The following is a 20,341-nucleotide window of genomic DNA, read 5'->3' as shown; positions in this document are numbered from 1 at the left end:
CGATGGTATAGGTTATAGGCCAAATCAGGCTCAACACCAATAGCCAACCTGCCGTTAGCTTGAAAGAACAGAGCTCAGTGCCTACTCATGTCCAAGTCAATCAAATAAGCCAAGCCAGTTTATTGTTTTATTCCTATCGCTAAATACCAATGCGCCAGATACAAAAAAGGCACCCGAAGGTGCCTTTTTCTTATCTCTTAGAGACAACTCGTAGAGCTTACTCTTCTGAAGAGAAACCAGCATTTAGAAGTGCTGCTAGATTGTCAGTAGCTTGTTCAGCTGAAGGACCGTCTTGCTCTTCTTCGCGCTTAGCTTGACGCTCTTGGTGGTATGCGAAACCAGTACCAGCTGGGATCAGACGACCAACAATTACGTTCTCTTTCAGACCACGAAGGTCATCACGCTTACCAGAAACCGCAGCTTCTGTTAGTACGCGAGTCGTTTCTTGGAATGATGCCGCTGAGATAAATGACTCAGTTGCAAGAGATGCTTTAGTAATACCTAGTAGATCACGTTCGAAACGTACTAGTTCTTTACCTTCAGCTTCTAGCTTACGGTTAGCAATCTTAACATTGTGATACTCAACTTGTTCGCCAGGTAGGAACTGAGAGTCACCAGAATGAGTGATTGTACACTTACGTAGCATTTGACGAACGATAGTTTCAATGTGCTTATCGTTAATCTTAACGCCTTGTAAGCGGTAAACTTCTTGAACTTCGTTCGCGATGTACTGAGTCACAGCGTGGATACCACGTAGACGCAGAATATCGTGTGGAGTTTCAGGACCGTCGGCGATTACATCACCACGTTCAATCTTCTCACCTTCGAACACGTTCAATTGACGATGCTTAGGAATCATCTCTTCGTAAGCTTCACCGCCTTCACGAGTGATTACTAGACGACGTTTACCTTTCGTTTCTTTACCGAAAGACACAGTACCTGTGTGCTCAGCAAGAATCGCAGGCTCTTTAGGCTTACGAGCTTCGAATAGGTCTGCTACGCGTGGTAGACCACCGGTGATATCTTTGTTTCCGCTCGATTTTTGAGGGATACGAGATAGTGTGTCACCAATGCCAACTTCAGCGCCATCTTCAATGTTTACAATCGCTTTACCAGGCAAGAAGTAGTGAGCTGGCATATCAGTACCAGGGATCATTACATCGTTACCTTGCTCGTCAACAAGTTTGATTGCTGGACGCATATCTTTACCTGCTGCTGGACGAGCTGCTGTGTCTGTCACTTCACTTGAAGAAAGACCAGTCAGATCATCTGTTTGACGAGAAACGGTTACGCCATCGATCATATCAACGAACTGGATGCGACCTGCCACTTCAGTGATGATTGGCATGGTGTGGGCTTCCCAGTTAGCGACAACTTCGCCAGCTTCCACTGCGTCGTTATCTGCTTTGCTCAGAATCGAACCGTAAGGAAGTTTATGCTTCTCTTTAGTACGACCGAACTCATCAATAATCGTCATCTCAGATGCACGAGAAGTAATGACTAGCTTCTTATCTTTGTTGATTACGAACTTAGCGTTGTGAAGCTTCACAGTACCCGTAGTCTTAGCTTGGATGCTGTTCTCTGCTGCTGCAGTAGATGCTGCACCACCGATGTGGAACGTACGCATCGTTAGCTGTGTACCCGGCTCACCGATAGATTGTGCAGCGATAACACCAACTGCTTCACCTTGGTTCACTAGGTGACCACGTGCTAAGTCACGGCCGTAACACTGCGCACAACAACCGAAGTCTGCATCACAGGTAACAACAGAGCGCACTTTCATGCTATCTACTGAGTTGTCTTCCATGATTTGACACCACTTCTCATCAATCAGAGTATTACGTGGAATCAGTACATCTTCAGTACCAGGCTTAAGAACGTCTTCAGCAACTACACGACCTAGAGCAAGCTCAGAAAGTGCAACTTTAACGTCACCACCTTCGATGTGAGGCATCATGTCGATACCTTCTTGCGTACCACAGTCATGTTCGTGTACTACAACGTCTTGAGCAACGTCTACTAGACGACGAGTTAGGTAGCCCGAGTTTGCTGTTTTCAGTGCTGTATCCGCAAGACCCTTACGAGCACCGTGCGTTGAGATAAAGTACTGAAGGACGTTTAGACCTTCTTTAAAGTTCGCAGTGATCGGCGTTTCGATGATTGAACCATCTGGACGCGCCATCAGACCACGCATACCCGCTAGCTGACGAATCTGAGCTGCAGAACCACGTGCGCCCGAGTCGGCCATCATGTAGATGCTGTTGAACGATTCTTGCTGTTCTTCTTCACCGTCACGGTTGATAACGGTTTCAGAAGATAGGTTATCCATCATTGCTTTCGCAACGCGGTCATTCGTAGATGCCCAGATATCGATAACTTTGTTGTAACGTTCACCCGCAGTAACAAGACCAGATTGGAATTGCTCTTGGATTTCACGAACTTCTTCTTCAGCAGATTCAATTTCGTCGTATTTCGCTTGAGGTACAACCATATCGTCGATACCTACAGAAACACCAGAAAGTGCCGCGTATGCAAAACCTGCGTACATGATTTGGTCAGCGAATACGACTGTGTCTTTAAGACCAAGCTTACGGTACGCTTCGTTAAGAAGGGTAGAAATTTGCTTCTTACCTAACTTTTGGTTAACGATGCTGTACGGTAGGCCAGCTGGAACGATTTGCCATAGCATTGCACGGCCGACAGTTGTATCAACCATCTTCGTTTCAGTAGTGCTGTTACCATCTTCGTCTACTACGGTCTCAGTGATACGAACTTTAACGCGAGCGTGTAGCTCTGCACTCTTAGTACGGTATGCCTTCTCAGCCTCTTCAGGGCCAGCAAGGTACATACCTTCGCCTTTCACATTGATCTTTTCACGAGTCATGTAGTAAAGACCCAATACAACGTCCTGAGAAGGTACGATGATCGGATCACCTGACGCTGGCGACAGAATGTTATTCGTCGACATCATCAGTGTACGTGCTTCAAGCTGTGCTTCTAAAGTTAGAGGCACGTGTACCGCCATTTGGTCACCATCGAAGTCGGCGTTGTATGCCGCACACACAAGTGGGTGAAGCTGAATCGCTTTACCTTCGATTAGTACTGGTTCAAACGCTTGGATACCTAGACGGTGAAGTGTAGGTGCACGGTTAAGCAGTACTGGGTGTTCACGGATAACTTCATCTAGGATATCCCAAACGATAGCTTCTTCACGCTCTACCATCTTCTTAGCTGCTTTGATAGTCGTAGCCATGCCACGAGTTTCTAGCTTGCTGTAGATGAACGGCTTAAATAGCTCTAGTGCCATCTTCTTAGGAAGACCACACTGATGTAGACGAAGGTATGGACCTACTGTGATTACAGAACGGCCAGAGTAGTCTACACGTTTACCTAGAAGGTTTTGACGGAAACGACCTTGTTTACCCTTGATCATATCAGCAAGAGATTTCAGAGGACGCTTGTTCGAACCTGTAATAGCACGACCACGACGACCGTTATCTAGAAGGGCATCAACAGACTCTTGCAACATACGCTTTTCGTTACGTACGATGATGTCTGGAGCCGCTAGCTCTAGAAGGCGCTTCAAACGGTTGTTACGGTTGATCACACGACGATAAAGGTCGTTCAGATCTGAAGTCGCAAAACGACCGCCATCTAGAGGTACTAGAGGACGTAGATCTGGCGGTAGAACCGGAAGTACAGTCAGAATCATCCATTGCGGATCGTTACCCGATGCAATGAACGCTTCCACTAGCTTCAGGCGCTTAGTAACTTTTTTACGCTTAGTTTCTGAGTTAGTCGTTTCTAACTCTTCGCGCATTTCTTCCACTTCTTGATGAAGGTCCATTGTTGAAAGCAGATCTTTGATCGCTTCAGCACCCATCTTAGCAGTGAATTCGTCACCCCATTCTTCTAGGCGATCCAGATACTCTTCTTCAGTAAGCATCTGAGATTTTTCTAGATCCGTCATACCTGGTTCAGTTACTACGTACATTTCGAAGTAAAGAACACGCTCGATATCACGTAGAGGGATATCCATCAACAAACCGATACGAGACGGTAGTGATTTAAGGAACCAGATGTGAGCAACTGGTGAAGCTAGCTCGATGTGGCCCATGCGGTCACGACGAACTTTAGTTTGTGTAACTTCAACGCCACACTTCTCACAGATAACACCACGGTGCTTCAGGCGCTTGTATTTGCCACAAAGACATTCATAGTCTTTAACTGGACCAAAAATACGTGCACAGAACAGACCATCACGTTCAGGTTTGAACGTACGATAGTTAATTGTTTCCGGCTTTTTAACTTCACCAAAAGACCATGAACGAATCATGTCTGGTGAAGATAGACCGATTTTGATTGCATCAAATTCTTCGGTCTTATGCTGTGCTTTTAGAAAGTTTAATAAGTCTTTCACATTCAGCTCCTGTAAGGAGTTAAAGGAGCTCACTGCTGTAGCAAGCTCCCTTTTACCAAATAATCCTATCTTCTTTTAAAAAGAGGAGGGATTACTCTTCGTCTTCTAGCTCGATGTTGATACCTAGCGAGCGAATCTCTTTCAACAGTACGTTGAACGACTCAGGCATACCAGGTTCCATGCTATGGTTACCGTCTACGATGTTCTTATACATCTTAGTACGGCCGTTAACGTCATCTGACTTAACTGTTAGCATTTCTTGTAGAGTATATGCAGCACCGTATGCTTCTAGTGCCCATACTTCCATCTCACCGAAACGCTGACCACCGAACTGAGCTTTACCACCAAGTGGTTGCTGAGTTACTAGGCTGTAAGAACCCGTCGAACGAGCATGCATCTTGTCATCAACCAAGTGGTTTAGTTTCAGCATGTACATGTAACCAACAGTTACAGGACGCTCAAACGAATCACCAGTACGACCATCAAACAGTTTAAGCTGACCAGATTCTGGCAGATCACCCAGTTTAAGTAGCTCTTTGATTAGAGGCTCAGAAGCACCGTCGAACACAGGAGTAGCAATCGGTAGACCGCCACGTAGGTTCTTAATCAGTGTACGAACTTGATCATCAGACAATTCTGCAATATCAACTTTCTGACGAGTATCACCAAGATCATAAACCTTCTGTAGGAACTCACGGAACTTATGCAGTTCTTGTTGTTCCTTAACCATTTGGTTGATCTTGTCGCCGATACCTTTCGCAGCCAAACCTAAGTGTACTTCTAGGATCTGACCGATGTTCATACGCGATGGTACACCCAGCGGGTTAAGTACGATGTCTACAGGCTGACCTTTCTCATCGTATGGCATGTCTTCAACAGGGTTAATCTTAGAGATTACACCTTTGTTACCGTGACGACCGGCCATCTTATCACCAGGCTGGATACGACGTTTAACCGCTAGGTAAACTTTAACAATCTTAAGAACGCCAGGCGCTAGATCATCACCTTGAGTGATTTTACGACGCTTAGTTTCAAACTTCTTATCGAAGTCTGCTTTTAGCTCATCCCACTGCTCAGCAAGTTGCTCAAGCTGTGTTTGTAGCGCGTCGTCTTCTAGAACTTGCTCTAGCCATTGCTTACGACCGATAGTATCAAGCTTAGCTTCAGAGTAACCACCAGACAGAAGTACAGCTTTAACACGGTTAAGAAGGCCACCCTCAAGAATTTGGAACTCTTCAGTTAGGTCTTTCTTAGCTTCTTTAAGCTGCATCTGTTCGATTTCAAGTGCACGCTTGTCTTTCTCTACGCCATCGCGAGTGAAGACTTGTACATCGATGATAGTACCCGAAACAGAGTTTGGTACACGTAGAGAAGTATCTTTAACATCAGATGCTTTCTCACCGAAGATAGCACGTAGTAGCTTCTCTTCAGGAGTCAGTTGAGTTTCACCTTTAGGGGTTACTTTACCAACTAGGATGTCGCCACCCTTAACTTCAGCACCAATGTAAACGATACCTGACTCGTCTAGTTTAGACAGAGCAGACTCACCTACGTTTGGAATATCAGCTGTGATCTCTTCAGAACCCAGCTTAGTATCACGAGCCACACAAGATAGTTCTTGGATGTGGATAGTCGTGAAACGGTCTTCTTGAACTACGCGCTCAGATACTAAGATCGAGTCTTCGAAGTTGTAACCGTTCCAAGGCATAAACGCGATACGCATGTTTTGGCCAAGAGCGAGTTCACCAAGGTCTGTTGAAGGACCGTCAGCAAGAACGTCGCCGCGTGCAACTGGTTCGCCAGGAAGTACAGTTGGACGTTGGTTGATACATGTGTTTTGGTTCGAACGCGTGTACTTAGTCAGGTTGTAGATATCGATACCAGCTTCGCCAGGTACCAATTCATCTTCGTTAACCTTAACTACGATACGAGAAGCGTCTACAGACTGAACTTGACCACCACGTTTAGCAACCGCTGTAACACCAGAGTCAACGGCGATATTACGTTCAATACCAGTACCGACTAGAGGCTTATCAGCCTTAAGTGTTGGTACAGCTTGACGTTGCATGTTCGCACCCATCAATGCACGGTTCGCATCATCGTGTTCTAGGAACGGGATAAGCGAAGCTGCGATAGATACAACTTGGTTTGTCGCAACGTCCATGTAGTCAACGTGATCACGAGGGTGAAGACCAGATTCACCTTTTTGACGAGCTGTGATTAGCTCATCGGCAAACGTACCTTCTTCTGTAAGAACAGTGTTTGCCTGCGCGATTACGAATTGACCTTCCTGGATTGCAGACAGGTAATCAACTTCTTCTGTTACTACACCATCCACTACACGACGGTACGGAGTTTCTAGGAAACCGTAATCGTTACAACGTGCAAACGCAGATAGCGAGTTAATCAGACCGATGTTTGGACCTTCAGGCGTTTCGATCGGACATAGACGACCGTAGTGAGTTACGTGAACGTCACGTACTTCGAAGCCTGCGCGCTCACGAGTAAGACCACCAGGACCTAAAGCAGAGATACGACGCTTGTGCGTAACTTCTGACAATGGGTTGTTTTGGTCCATGAACTGTGAAAGCTGTGAAGAGCCAAAGAATTCTTTTACTGCAGCAGAGATCGGCTTAGCGTTGATAAGGTCTTGAGGCATGATTGCATCAAGGTCACCAAGGCTTAGGCGCTCTTTAACGGCACGTTCTACACGAACTAGACCAACACGGAATTGGTTTTCTGCCATTTCACCTACAGAACGGATACGACGGTTGCCAAGGTGGTCGATATCGTCCACTTCACCAATACCGTTACGGATACCAATCAGTTTCTTCATCACCTCGATGATGTCTGATTCATCCAGAGTACCGCGCTCTTCTTCTTCTTCACGCTCGATAGAGCTGTTGAACTTCATACGGCCTACAGTTGATAGGTCGTAACGATCTTCAGAGAAGAATAGGCTTTCGAACAATGATTCTGCAGCTTCTTTCGTTGGTGGCTCGCCAGGACGCATCATGCGGTAGATTTCTACCAATGCAGAGATGCGATCTACTGTGCTATCGGCACGTAGAGTATCCGACATGAATGGACCGTGATCTAGGTCATTCGTGAACAGAGTTTGTAGAGCCTTGTGGCCTGCTTGAGACAGGTTAGCAAGTGCTTCTAGGCTAATCTCTTGGTTCGCGCCAACGATGATCTCGCCAGTTGCTTCATTGATGTAATCTTTAGATGCAACTTTACCAACGATGTACTCTACTGGTACTTCGATGTGCTCAACGCCATCTTTTTCAAGTTGACGGATATGGCGAGCAGTAACACGACGACCAGTCTCAACGTAAGTTTTGCCATTTGCTTCAATGTCGAATGACGCAGTTTCACCGCGTAGACGATCAGGAACCAACTCCATAAGAAGAGTTTGATCTTTAACTTCGAAGTTCACTTTGTCGAAGAACAGATCAAGGATCTCTTCCGTCGATTTACCAAGTGCACGAAGAATAATCGATGCTGGTAGTTTACGACGACGGTCGATACGTACGAATAAGTTATCCTTAGGATCGAACTCAAAGTCTAACCATGAGCCACGGTAAGGAATTACACGTGCGTTATAAAGAACTTTACCTGATGAGTGAGTCTTACCCTTATCACTGTCGAAGAACACGCCTGGGCTTCGGTGCAGCTGGGATACGATAACCCTCTCGGTACCATTAATTACGAAAGTACCATTGTCTGTCATAAGCGGAATTTCGCCCATGTAGACTTCTTGTTCTTTAATGTCTTTTACAGTACCTGCTGGTGCGTCTCGATCAAAGATAACTAAACGTAGTTTTACGCGTAGTGGCTTTGAGTAAGTAACACCGCGGATTTGACATTCTTTAACGTCAAAAACTGGCTCACCAAGACGGTAGCTAACGTATTGCAGCTCAGAATTGCCGTTGTAGCTCTGAATTGGAAATACAGAACGGAAAGCAGCTTCAAGACCGTATTGACCTTCAGGATCCTGTTCGATGAATTTGTCGAAAGAATCAAGCTGGATCGATAGTAGGTATGGAATGTCCAAAACTTGTGGACGAGTACCAAAATCCTTACGGATGCGCTTTTTCTCGGTATAAGAGTAAACCATGGGGTTCCTCAGCTCGCTGATAAGTGACCCAAACCACCCAAAACACTCTTCAGAGGGGGTGGTGACAAACAGCTGTTTACTGTAGTGAACAATCATTTCGAAAAAATGACTGTTTTTTTGCTCGGATTATGACGGTTAAACAGCGGAAATTTCGTCATAGCCCTACAGCGCAAAAAGGCCGGTGGTTAATTAACCACCAGCCATTAGCCTTTCGGCTATGAAATTAAGTAGTAATTACTTAACTTCAACAGAAGCGCCAGCTTCTTCTAGCTGTGCTTTAAGAGCTTCAGCTTCAGCTTTGTCAACGCCTTCTTTAAGCGCTGCAGGAGCTGAGTCTACAAGACCTTTAGCTTCTTTAAGACCTAGGCCAGTTGCGCCACGTACAGCTTTGATAACTTGTACTTTGTTAGCGCCAGCACCTGTTAGGATAACGTCGAATTCAGTTTGCTCAGCAGCAGCTTCGCCGCCAGCAGCGCCGCCAGCTACAACAGCAGCTGCTGCAGTAACGCCGAATTTCTCTTCCATAGCTTCGATAAGCTCAACAACTTGCATTACAGACATTTCTGCAACTGCGTCTAGGATTTGCTCGTTAGTAATAGACATAACAATTCTCTTTTAAGTCAACAATAAGTTTAAATAGCAACCAGTGAAAAGCAAGGCTTATGCCGCAGCTTCTTCTTTTTGGTCGCGAACAGCAGCGATAGTACGAACCAGCTTGCCAGCAGAAGCTTCTTTCATGCACATCATTAGGCGTGCAATTGCTTCGTCGTAAGTTGGTAGTGTCGCTAGTACTTCAGCATCAGTAACTGCGCCTTCAAATGCAGCAGCTTTGATCTCGAAATCTTTATTCTCTTTAGCGAAGTCTTTGAAAAGACGCGCTGCAGCACCTGGGTGCTCATTAGAGAATGCGATCAGAGTAGGACCAGTGAAAGTGTCTACTAGACACTCGTAGTCTGTACCCTGAACCGCACGGCGTGCTAGTGTGTTACGAACAACTTTCATGTAAACACCCGCTTCGCGAGCTTGTTTACGTAGAGAAGTCATTGCGCCAACTTCAACGCCACGAGAATCAGCTACAACTGCAGAAAGTGCACCACTGGCAGCTTCGTTGACTTCAGCAACAATTGCTTTTTTGTCTTGAAGATTTAAAGCCATTTGGATTAACCTCTGGTTGTGATTACAGCACCCAATACAAAATGTATTGAGCGTTTACGATGTTATTTAAAAATGAATAAATTCATTTCAAACCACAACATCGCCTACGTAGGTTTTATTAAGCCATCAACAATCTAATGAAAATCGATAGCGCCTACGGTCTTGGGATAGATAATTTCAAATTGCTTTAAAACCATCCAACCACAAATATTAGGCGCAGAAGTATACACTAAATCTGCGCCTAAGCAAATTAGTTTGCTTGAGTATCAAGACTAGCTTGATCAACAGCAACACCAGCACCCATCGTAGTCGAGATGCTTACTTTCTTCAGGTAAGAACCTTTAGCTGAAGAAGGCTTAGCTTTCTTAAGAGCAACTAGAAGTGCTTCTAGGTTCTCTTGAAGCTGGTTAGCTTCGAAAGATGCTTTACCGATAGTAGTGTGGATGATGCCGTTCTTGTCGTTACGGTAACGAACCTGACCAGCTTTAGCGTTCTTAACCGCTTCAGCAACGTTAGGAGTTACAGTACCAACTTTAGGGTTTGGCATAAGGCCGCGTGGACCTAGGATTGTACCTAGTTGACCAACAACGCGCATTGCATCTGGAGAAGCAACAACAACGTCGAAGTTCATTTCGCCTTTTTTCACTTGCTCAGCAAGATCTTCCATACCAACGATATCTGCTCCAGCAGCTTTAGCAGCTTCTGCGTTTGCACCTTGGGTGAAAACAGCAACGCGGATGTCACGGCCAGTACCGTGAGGTAGCACAGTTGCGCCACGAACGTTTTGGTCAGATTTACGAGCATCGATGCCTAGGTTAACAGCAACGTCTACAGACTCAACGAACTTAGCAGTTGCTAGTTCTTTAAGAAGAGCAACAGCTTCGTTGATCTCGTATTCTTTAGTTGAATCAACTTTGTCGCGGATTACGCGCATACGCTTAGTAAGTTTTGCCATGATCTTATCCCTCTACCACTAGGCCCATTGAACGAGCAGTACCAGCAATAGAACGCTTCATTGCTTCGATGTCAGCACCAGTCATATCAGCAGCTTTAGTTTCTGCGATTTCTTGGATTTGAGCGTCAGTTACAGTGCCCACTTTTTCAGTGTTTGGACGACCAGAACCAGACTTAACGCCAGCAGCTTTCTTAAGAAGAACAGCAGCAGGTGGAGTCTTAGTTACGAACGTGAAAGAACGGTCGTTGTAAACAGTAATAACTACTGGAGTAGGTAGACCTTTCTCAACAGATTCTGTTTTTGCGTTGAACGCTTTACAGAATTCCATGATGTTCACGCCGTGTTGACCTAGAGCAGGACCAACCGGTGGACTTGGGTTTGCCATACCAGCTGCAACTTGCAGTTTGATATAAGCTTCAACTTTCTTAGCCATGATATTTCCTAATATTTGGGTACATGCGCCAGCCGTCAAGCAAGCTCCCCATAATTTCAATTAACTCTTTTCCGCTTCCATAGAAGCAAAAAGGCGCGAAATTATAATCATAATTCGCGCCTTTAACAACCCTAAAAAGGTGATTTTTTATACTCTTTGATTTTGAACAGCTTATAAACTATTTATCCACAACTTGCTCAAAAGATAAGAGTATTAATCCAGTTTTTCGACTTGACCAAATTCAAGCTCAACCGGTGTTGCACGACCAAAGATCGATACAGATACCTTAATGCGGCTTTTCTCGTAATCTACTTCTTCAACAGTACCGTTAAAATCAGCAAATGGACCATCGTTCACACGAACCACTTCACCCGCTTCGAACATTGTCTTAGGACGTGGAGACTCGCTCGCTTTCTCTAGACGGTTCAAAATAGCATCAGCTTCTTTATCAGTGATTGGTGCAGGACGATCAGAGGTACCACCAATGAAGCCCATAACACGCGGAATGCTGCGTACTAAGTGCCATGATTCATCATTCATGATCATTTGAACTAAGACGTAGCCAGGGAAGAATTTACGTTCACTTTTACGGCGTTGACCTGCACGCATTTCTACTACTTCTTCAGTAGGTACTAGCACATCGCCGAATAGTTCTTCCATGTTGTGCATTTTAATATGCTCGCGCAGCGACTGTGCAACACGACCTTCAAAACCAGAAAAGGCTTGAACTACATACCAACGTTTTTTTGGAGCTTCACTCATGAATCAGAACCCTCTACACCCCAGTTGCTAGAGAAACTAGACGGACCATAATGCCGTCAATTCCCCAAAGCACTAGAGACATAACAATACATACAGCTAAAACGATCAATGCAGTTTGCATAGTTTCTTGGCGAGTAGGCCAAACAACTTTACGAATCTCCATACGAGATTCTTTTGCAAAATCGATCGCAGCTTTACCTTTAGTTGTTGTTGCTGCAACGCCTAGTGCGGCAGCAATCAGCACAACTACACCTGCAGCGCGAATCACAACAGACAATTCACCATACAGGTAATTACCCACAACAGCAGCAGCCAACAGAACAAAAGCGACAATCCACTTCATTGTATCTGCTGCACTTGAGCTATCAGGAGTTTCAGCGTTTGCTTTCATAAAACCAACCTGTGACAAGCCTTAAATATAGACGACAATAACCCCGCTGTTGCAGGGCACATTCCTTTGCGTTGCAAAACAACACATCTAACAGTCATTTTAGCCAAAAAGACCGTTTAATTCCTTGCTAAGAGTCGAAATTGATGTCAAATCGCTCAACTCTTTTTTCAGCGCAGAAAAAGGGCATCAAATGATGCCCTTTTTACTAGTGGTTCGTCAAATCTTATGCAAAGATTTTAGCTACAACACCAGCACCAACTGTACGGCCACCTTCGCGGATTGCGAAACGTAGACCTTCGTCCATTGCGATTGGAGCGATTAGCTCAACAGTCATTTGAACGTTGTCACCTGGCATTACCATTTCTACGCCTTCTGGTAGAGTGATGTCGCCTGTTACGTCAGTTGTACGGAAGTAGAACTGTGGACGGTAACCTTTGAAGAAAGGAGTGTGACGGCCGCCTTCGTCTTTAGAAAGTACGTATACTTCAGACTCAAACTTAGTGTGTGGGTTGATTGAACCTTTCGCAGAAAGTACTTGACCACGTTCAACGTCATCACGCTTAGTACCACGTAGAAGTGCACCAACGTTCTCACCTGCACGACCTTCGTCAAGCAGTTTACGGAACATCTCAACACCAGTACAAGTAGTAAGAGTTGTCTCTTTGATACCAACGATTTCTACTTCGTCACCTACACGTAGGATACCGCGCTCGATACGACCAGTTACAACAGTACCACGACCTTGAATTGAGAATACGTCTTCAATTGGTAGTAGGAACGGTTGGTCTACTGCACGCTCTGGCTCTGGGATGTAAGAATCTAGTGCTTCTGCAAGCTCAACAATCTTGTCTTCCCACTGCTTCTCGCCGTTTAGTGCGCCAAGTGCAGAACCTTGGATAACTGGTAGGTCATCACCTGGGAAGTCGTATTCAGAAAGAAGTTCACGAACTTCCATCTCAACTAGCTCAAGTAGCTCTTCGTCATCAACCATGTCACATTTGTTCATGAATACGATGATGTAAGGGATACCAACTTGACGACCAAGTAGGATGTGCTCACGAGTTTGAGGCATAGGGCCGTCAGTCGCAGCAACAACTAGGATGCCGCCGTCCATTTGTGCAGCACCAGTGATCATGTTTTTAACATAATCCGCGTGTCCTGGACAGTCTACGTGTGCGTAGTGACGTGATGGAGTGTCGTACTCAACGTGAGAAGTAGCGATTGTGATACCGCGCTCACGCTCTTCTGGAGCGTTATCGATAGATGCGAAATCTTTAGCAACACCACCGTACACTTTTGAAAGTGTAGTACAGATAGCAGCAGTTAGAGTTGTTTTACCGTGGTCAACGTGGCCGATAGTACCAACGTTTACGTGCGGTTTCGTACGTTCAAATTTTTCTTTAGACATGGGGTGTCCCTCTAGGTACGGATTAGGTGGCTTACAATAAGACCACGCAACCAAAAAATGGTTTTCTTAATTAAAAGGAGAAGAAGCTTTAGACTGGTGCTAATACTCAGAGTCGAACTGGTGTCTTCACCCTTTACTAAGGGTGTAATCTACCGACTGAGCTTATATCAGCACACAAAATGAGTTGGAGCGTGCAGCGGGAATCGAACCCGCATCATCAGCTTGGAAGGCTGAGGTAATAGCCATTATACGATGCACGCAACACGTAACTCTGTTTGAGCTATTTAACCTTTAGAATATGGTGGAGGGGGACGGATTCGAACCATCGAAGGCAGTGCCGGCAGATTTACAGTCTGCTCCCTTTGGCCACTCGGGAACCCCTCCAAATTTTGAGCTTTCTCTCGCTTACCTTATTGGAAGGGAGAAAGTGGTGCCGACTACCGGAGTCGAACTGGTGACCTACTGATTACAAGTCAGTTGCTCTACCTACTGAGCTAAGTCGGCACAAGTGGGGCGCATTTTATTGAATGATTTTCCACCTTGCAATAGCAAATTGAAAAAAAATGAAAAAATCTCGTCTCAAATTCCTCTATACCGCTATTTCGCTCAAGGTTTCTGTCTTTAACTCGTATCTAACACAGGAAGATATTTTATTTATCTAGCGCTTGATGTATTTTCCATGCTCTTATTTTGTTATCCACTGTAGAGTTTTGTATGAGCCCATTTATGTCATTTGACCGCGAACGCTGGTCGGAGTTAAGGAATTCAGTTCCTATGACACTTTCTGAAAGCGACTTAAAAGAGCTTCAAGGCATCAATGAAAAGCTCACTATGGAAGAAGCTGTGGAGATCTATTTACCGCTATCTCGTCTATTGAACCTCTATGTGGCAGCCAGACAAAACAGAAATTCAATACTTCATCAATTTCTTGATAAGAAAGAAAAAGCGCCACCTTTCATCATCGGTATCGCAGGTAGTGTTGCGGTTGGCAAAAGTACAACGGCTCGATTGCTCAAGGCATTATTATCACGTTGGGAGAATCATCCAAAGGTCGAGCTTGTGACCACAGATGGTTTCTTGTATCCAAATGAAGTTTTGGAAGAAAAAGGCTTAATGAGCAAGAAAGGGTTTCCCGAATCCTACGACATCAAACGTTTAGTGAAGTTTGTCTCGGATGTAAAAGCATGCCAAAGAAATGTCACCGCACCGGTATACTCGCATCTTACTTATAACATCACAGATGAGGAAAAATGCGTTGACCTGCCAGATGTGCTTATTATTGAAGGGCTTAATGTCTTACAGACAGGCATGAACTACCCACACGAGCCGCATCGTGTATTTATCTCCGATTTCCTCGACTTTTCACTCTACGTTGATGCTGATAGTCAACAAATTAAAGAGTGGTACATCAATCGTTTTTTCAAATTCCGCGATGGTGCGTTTACTAAACCAGGTTCATATTTTAGTCATTACACTAAGCTATCAAACCAAGCGGCATTGGACAAAGCGGAAGGTATCTGGAGTTCAATCAATGGCTTGAACCTTGAACAAAATATCCTTCCGACAAGAGAAAGAGCGCACCTGATTCTGCGAAAAGGAGCAGATCATATGGTTGAAGAAGTGTTACTCAGAAAATAATGCGCCTTAACCGCCTTTTCGTAACGATATTTCGCCGCCAATATAACTCTCTATGCCATTATCGGTTTTAAGTAGTACAGCACCTTGTTCATCAATCCCCTGAACAATACCTTCAATTTCTCTAGGTCCAATAATGAGCTTTACATTGCGACCTAAGAAGTTATCCAAGCGATTCCAACGAGCGACAAAATTCGACATCCCTTTCAGCTCATAGTCGACGAGAGCTTTGTCCCAAGCATTAATCAGAGTCTGAGCCAAATGGTTGCGATCCGGCACTTTACCACCGCAAACTTCTTTGAGAGAGGTCCAAGGCTGGCCAATTCCGGAGGTTTTTGGATCCATTGATAGGTTTAACCCCAAGCCAATAACGATATGAGCAGCGCCACCGGACTGTCCTGATAATTCCACCAAGATACCCGCAAGCTTCTTATCATTATGATAAAGGTCATTTGGCCATTTCAGCTTAACACCCTCAACGCCCATCACTTCTAAAGCTTCAACAACGGCAACACCAACAACAAGGCTTAACCCCATAGCTGCAGCCATACCAGCATCTAATCTCCAATACATGGATAGGTATAGATTCGCACCGAATGGGGACACCCACTCTCGCCCACGACGTCCACGACCTGCAGATTGATATTCTGCAACACAAACAGAGCCTGATTTAAGGGTATTCGTGCGTTCTAATAGATGCTGGTTTGTTGAACCAATAATAGAAATAAGATCAAGAGAAGCATCGTGGCTTACTGCTGACAGTTTCTGTTGGTCAAGCATGTCTAATCGTTCAGCTAACTTGTAACCCTTACCTTGCACGCGATAAATATCCAAACCCCACTCTTGAATACCTTTAATATGCTTACTGATAGCCGCTCGTGATACGCCAATCATCTCACCGAGATCTTCTCCAGAGTGAAACTCACCATCGGCCAGGCATTTCAACAGTGCGAGCTTAGTCGTGTGCTCCTTCATGCCAACGCCTCCAAAGCTCTATCTAGGTTTGTCTCGCTGTCTCGTCCTATAAATCGCACTTCATGCTCCAATCGAATATCGAATTTTTTCAATACAGACCGACGAATCCGCTCCGCAAGCTTAAGGATGTCCGCAGCAGAAGCCTCGTCATAATTGATGATCACCAATGCTTGATTTGGATGGACTTGAGCTCCTCCTTCAACCACACCTTTGAGCCGACATTGATCAATAAGCCACCCAGCGGCGACTTTGATCATGTCGTTACTCTCATAGCCGACGATGTCTGGGTACAAAACCAACAAACGATCAAAGTGGTCTTTGGTGATCACGGGGTTTTTGAAAAAGCTACCGGCATTGCCTTGTACTGATGGATCGGGCAACTTGCTTGAACGAATGGCACATACTTTTTCAAATATCACGCTAGGAGAAAGTGTCTCCGCAGGCAAACTTTTAAGCGGACCGTAGTGATTACAGGGCTTCCACTCTTTCGGCAGTATTAAACCAATAGCGACAACAATCGCTTTTCCATAGAGAGCGTGTTTAAAAATAGAATCTCGATAACCAAAGAAGCACTCCTCTTTATTTAATCGCTTAACTGTATAAGTATCCAGACATAGAATATCGACGTATTCACAGATGTCTTGTAGTTCAACGCCATACGCGCCAATATTCTGAATCGGCGCTGAGCCTGAACAGCCCGGTATCATTGCTAGGTTTTCTAGACCACCCAGACCTTTATCAACACTCCACTTAACCAAGCTAGGCCAATCCTCACCGCCATTAACATGTAATAGATGATGAGTCGTTGTCTCGGCTAGCTTAATCCCAACTAGCTGATTCACAACAACCAGTCCAGCAAAGTGTTCGGTGAAAAGCATATTACTGCCCTTACCTAATATTAACTTAGGTCTGGTTGACCACTTTGGATCCTTGTAAATCGAAATCAGCTCTTCAATAGTGGTCACTTCGACCAACGCATCACACGTCTGGTCGATGGAAAAAGTATGAGCATTTTTTAAACTTGCATTGAGATGGAATTGCATGACGATATTCAATTAACTTACACTGTGATCATTCTACAGCAGATAAACCAGTGGCGCAGTGACAGAATGAGCAATGTCATCATTACCCAGTTAGATCCAGTAAAGGTTCCCCTAGTTAAACGTTTCTATAAAGAACATTATCCAATAGGGAAAGCCAACAAGAGTGAACTTATCTACTCGCTATCACTTGATAATGAGCTTTGCGGCGTCGTGCGTTTTCGAGTGATAGAAGATGCGCGCTTACTTACCGGCATGGCGATTTCAAAGCAACATCGTGGTAAGCATCTAGGCTCTAAGCTTATGGACTATTGTGCTAAACACACGTTGACCAACAACGATTACTGCTTTGCTTACGCTTATCTCATTAACTTCTACACCCGACATCAGTTCGTACCAATCCCCGCTAAAGAACTACCAAATGGTTTAAAGGTTTTATTCGAGCGCTATTCAAATAGCGGAAAAGATCTCATTCCTATGCATTATCAGCAAAATTGTTAGAGAATGACTCGATTATCTAGTATTTGATGCTATGCCTTTGGTAAAATTAAAGGTTCGCAATTTTGCATATTTATAAGGTAAAACAGTCAATATGATTGCCAGTAGGAATCCATTCATACAGTTGCCAACCATAGCGCAGAATCCTGACAAGTTTGAAGTACTACTATCAGCACAAGAGTTTCGAGTTCGTTTACTTAATGAGATAGCTCGCGCAACGACTCGTATTAGTTTAGTCGCTTTGTACCTTGAAGATGATGAGGCTGGCCGTGAGATCCTAACTGCCTTATATGAAGCAAAGCAAAAGAATCCAGAACTAGACGTGAGTGTATGTGTCGATTGGCACAGAGCGCAACGTGGATTGATTGGCGCAGAGTCCTCTGAAGGCAACGCGGCAATGTATAAAGAGTTTGCTGAAAAGTATCAGCACCCTGTACCTGTCTATGGTATCCCGGTTCGCGGCAAAGAAGTCTTTGGTGTGTTACATCTAAAAGGCTTTATCGTCGATGATAACGTGATATATAGCGGTGCCAGTCTTAATAATATCTATCTTAATTACCATGACCGTTATCGCTTTGACCGCTACCATGTTTTAAACAACGCAGCGCTTGCAGATTCAATGTTTGCGTATGTACACGATCAGATGGTCCCAGACAGTGCGGTTTACGACTTAGCTGATAAAAACAAGCCAATCACAAAAGAACTAAAACCAACAATTCGTCAGTTCCGCGCATCACTTGCGAGATCTCAGTATAAGTTCGATGGGCAAGATGTATCTCCAGAGCAAGTCGCCGTTACGCCATTAGTCGGAATAGGTAAAAGACGTAACCGTTTGAATCAAGGAATCAACCAACTCATTGCCCAAGCTAAAGATGAGATATTCATCTGTACCCCCTACTTCAATTTCCCTCCTAGCTTAGCTAAGGAAGTTAAGAAGGCGTTAAAACGCGGAGTCAAGGTTAGTATTGTTGTTGGTGATAAAACAGCGAACGATTTTTTTATTTCACCAGAAGAAGAGTTCAAAACAATTGGTGGATTACCATACCTTTATGAGTTGAACCTACGCCGTTTTGCCAAAGCAAATGAAGCGAATATCGCCAGTCGCAATCTATCGATCCGCCTTTGGAAACATGACTCCAATAGTTTTCATCTTAAAGGTATTTGGGTCGATAAACGCTATATGCTGCTAACAGGTAGTAACCTAAATCCTAGAGCATGGAAACTTGATCTAGAGAACGGTATATTTATCCAAGACAATTACCATCATCTAACCGATAAGTTCCAAGCTGAGGTTGATAATATCCTTCAACATACCCAGTTAATTTGCACTTATAAACAGTTAGACAAGATAGATAGCTACCCGGTGGAAGTGCAGAAACTACTTCGCAAGATAACTCGAGTGAAAGCCGACAGAGTACTCAAACAAATACTTTAAGTTTCTTTCTAGCTATTATCTAGGTGCCCAGCCTCATCGCTGGGCATTTTATTCTAGGTAAGAAGCTTAAAATTAATATCAAATGGCTATATCTATTCTGAAATCATGTCCTCAAGAGCTTACTACCATCCACTCACAGCAATGGTATTTAGGTAACTCTTAACAAACCTCAGATTCGATAAGACTTTGATGTAATACCAATTCCGTTAATTTTGTGATCTAATGTGATTTCTTAAAAGGAATCCTTATGAAGCATGATTTTCCGAGTCTGATGAATTCCACATCCAATGCTCGACTTAGAATACGTTATTTATCCGTCTCTCATTTTGTTGACGGTAAAAGTCGCACTCAAATAGCTAAGTACCTTAAAGTTAGCAGAGTAAGCGTCAATAAATGGATCAAAGCATATCTCGACAATGGTCTTAAAGGACTTCAAGAGAAACCACATTTAGGTAGACCTCATCGCCTAACAGACGAGCAAAAGTCACAACTCAAAGAATATGTTATCGAACATGCCGTAAATGAGAATGGCGGTCGCCTTCAAGCGAGAGACATTGGGCGCTATATAGAAAGCAACTTCAATACATCCTATAAAAAGTCGGCGCTCTATCAGTTATTACATAACATAGGCTTGAGTTGGATTACTACTCGTTCCAAACATCCTAAGCAATCAGTTGAAGCTCAAGCAGCTTTTAAAAAAATTCCCAATCGAAACGATCCTTAAGCTCCCGGGTCACATCCCCTTAAAAGAGGTTCAAATATGGTTTCAAGACGAGGCTAGATTTGGTCAACGCAATACAACAACGCGAATATGGACAGAGAAGGTACGCGCCCTAGAGTAGTACAACAACAGCAATTTGAGTATGCATACCTTTTCGGAGCTGTATGTGTCACGACAGGAGAAGCTGAAGCTATAGTGGTTCCCCTGAGCAATATGGAAGCAATGAAAGAGCAACTCAGATTAATTTCTCAAGCCACACCAGTTGGTAAGCATGCAGTTGTGATCATGGATCAAGCGAGTTGGCACCAAAGCTATCTTGCAGATGAATTTGAGAACCTCACCATAATTCATATCCCACCTTATTCTCCCGAACTTAACCCTATAGAACAGGTA

General features: G+C 44.3%; 16 protein-coding genes and 4 tRNA genes. 5 read left to right on the top strand and 15 right to left on the bottom strand.

All coding sequences use genetic code 11. From position 1 onward, the window contains the following. Nucleotides 1–217 precede the first annotated feature (217 nt). The 13 genes from rpoC to OCT63_RS04410 all read right to left on the bottom strand — a co-directional run bounded on the left by rpoC (nt 218) and on the right by OCT63_RS04410 (nt 14,148). The gene (gene rpoC, locus OCT63_RS04470; RefSeq protein WP_046225005.1) at nt 218–4,420 is read right to left on the bottom strand and encodes a DNA-directed RNA polymerase subunit beta'; all 4,203 of its coding nucleotides are present in this window, start codon (nt 4,418–4,420) and stop codon (nt 218–220) included. A 91-nt stretch (nt 4,421–4,511) separates the two neighbouring features. Continuing rightward, complete coding sequence (gene rpoB, locus OCT63_RS04465; protein WP_060468800.1) at nt 4,512–8,540, bottom strand: DNA-directed RNA polymerase subunit beta; 4,029 nt, start codon at nt 8,538–8,540, stop codon at nt 4,512–4,514. 234 nt (nt 8,541–8,774) lie between these two features. Beyond that, nucleotides 8,775–9,143 carry a 50S ribosomal protein L7/L12 gene (gene rplL / locus OCT63_RS04460; protein WP_017055916.1) on the bottom strand — a complete coding sequence of 123 codons (369 nt, stop codon included), beginning with the start codon at nt 9,141–9,143 and terminating at the stop codon, nt 8,775–8,777. Nucleotides 9,144–9,200: 57 nt separating this feature from the next. Further along, the gene (rplJ, locus tag OCT63_RS04455) at nt 9,201–9,695 is read right to left on the bottom strand and encodes a 50S ribosomal protein L10 (protein ID WP_010435550.1); all 495 of its coding nucleotides are present in this window, start codon (nt 9,693–9,695) and stop codon (nt 9,201–9,203) included. A gap of 250 nt (nt 9,696–9,945) precedes the next feature. Next, nucleotides 9,946–10,650 carry a 50S ribosomal protein L1 gene (gene rplA / locus OCT63_RS04450; RefSeq protein ID WP_017055917.1) on the bottom strand — a complete coding sequence of 235 codons (705 nt, stop codon included), beginning with the start codon at nt 10,648–10,650 and terminating at the stop codon, nt 9,946–9,948. Nucleotides 10,651–10,654: 4 nt separating this feature from the next. Then, the gene (gene rplK / locus OCT63_RS04445) at nt 10,655–11,083 is read right to left on the bottom strand and encodes a 50S ribosomal protein L11 (protein ID WP_026084318.1); all 429 of its coding nucleotides are present in this window, start codon (nt 11,081–11,083) and stop codon (nt 10,655–10,657) included. Between the two features lie 213 nt (nt 11,084–11,296). After that, entirely contained in the window at nt 11,297–11,845 is a 549-nt protein-coding gene (gene nusG, locus OCT63_RS04440) for a transcription termination/antitermination protein NusG (RefSeq protein ID WP_010435556.1), read from the bottom strand. A 13-nt stretch (nt 11,846–11,858) separates the two neighbouring features. Next, nucleotides 11,859–12,236 (bottom strand): preprotein translocase subunit SecE, encoded by a 378-nt coding sequence (gene secE, locus OCT63_RS04435; RefSeq protein WP_017055920.1) that lies wholly within the window; start codon nt 12,234–12,236, stop codon nt 11,859–11,861. A gap of 223 nt (nt 12,237–12,459) precedes the next feature. Then, a complete protein-coding gene (gene tuf / locus OCT63_RS04430) occupies nt 12,460–13,644 on the bottom strand; it encodes an elongation factor Tu (protein ID WP_060468717.1) in 1,185 nt (394 codons plus the stop codon). Nucleotides 13,645–13,738: 94 nt separating this feature from the next. Further along, nucleotides 13,739–13,816, bottom strand: a tRNA-OTHER gene (locus tag OCT63_RS04425). A 13-nt stretch (nt 13,817–13,829) separates the two neighbouring features. Further along, nucleotides 13,830–13,904 (bottom strand) — tRNA-Gly (locus OCT63_RS04420). Nucleotides 13,905–13,943: 39 nt separating this feature from the next. After that, a tRNA-Tyr gene (locus OCT63_RS04415) sits at nt 13,944–14,028 on the bottom strand. A gap of 44 nt (nt 14,029–14,072) precedes the next feature. Then, a tRNA-Thr gene (locus tag OCT63_RS04410) sits at nt 14,073–14,148 on the bottom strand. 210 nt (nt 14,149–14,358) lie between these two features. Between OCT63_RS04410 and coaA the strand changes: the two genes are divergently transcribed. Next, nucleotides 14,359–15,282, top strand: coding sequence for a type I pantothenate kinase (coaA, locus tag OCT63_RS04405; protein WP_060468801.1), 924 nt, complete (start codon nt 14,359–14,361; stop codon nt 15,280–15,282). Nucleotides 15,283–15,288: 6 nt separating this feature from the next. Here coaA and birA read toward each other — a convergent pair whose 3' ends face one another. Both birA and murB read right to left on the bottom strand, forming a co-directional pair. Next, a complete protein-coding gene (birA, locus tag OCT63_RS04400) occupies nt 15,289–16,254 on the bottom strand; it encodes a bifunctional biotin--[acetyl-CoA-carboxylase] ligase/biotin operon repressor BirA (protein WP_161686640.1) in 966 nt (321 codons plus the stop codon). Further along, nucleotides 16,251–17,297: a UDP-N-acetylmuramate dehydrogenase gene (gene murB / locus OCT63_RS04395; protein ID WP_161686638.1), complete on the bottom strand. Its 1,047-nt coding sequence runs from the start codon at nt 17,295–17,297 to the stop codon at nt 16,251–16,253. The genes birA and murB overlap by 4 nt, the downstream gene beginning before the upstream one ends. Nucleotides 17,298–17,363: 66 nt before the next feature. Here murB and OCT63_RS04390 point away from each other — a divergent pair, with 66 nt between their 5' ends. The 4 genes from OCT63_RS04390 to OCT63_RS21535 form a co-directional block, all read left to right on the top strand. Further along, nucleotides 17,364–17,795 carry a GNAT family N-acetyltransferase gene (locus OCT63_RS04390; RefSeq protein WP_161686768.1) on the top strand — a complete coding sequence of 144 codons (432 nt, stop codon included), beginning with the start codon at nt 17,364–17,366 and terminating at the stop codon, nt 17,793–17,795. Between the two features lie 91 nt (nt 17,796–17,886). Continuing rightward, entirely contained in the window at nt 17,887–19,227 is a 1,341-nt protein-coding gene (gene pssA / locus OCT63_RS04385; protein ID WP_269983288.1) for a CDP-diacylglycerol--serine O-phosphatidyltransferase, read from the top strand. Between the two features lie 247 nt (nt 19,228–19,474). Beyond that, the gene (locus tag OCT63_RS04380; protein WP_269983287.1) at nt 19,475–19,951 is read left to right on the top strand and encodes an IS630 family transposase; all 477 of its coding nucleotides are present in this window, start codon (nt 19,475–19,477) and stop codon (nt 19,949–19,951) included. 57 nt (nt 19,952–20,008) lie between these two features. After that, nucleotides 20,009–20,341, top strand: a 333-nt coding sequence (locus OCT63_RS21535; RefSeq protein WP_443088543.1) for a transposase, incomplete at its 3' end; no start/stop codon positions are given.

Origin of the sequence: Vibrio sp. RW, assembly GCF_027587105.1 — a bacterium.
Lineage (GTDB): Bacteria > Pseudomonadota > Gammaproteobacteria > Enterobacterales > Vibrionaceae > Vibrio > Vibrio toranzoniae.
Note: the sequence above shows the minus strand (reverse complement) of the source record. Positions and strands in the feature narration are given on the sequence as shown.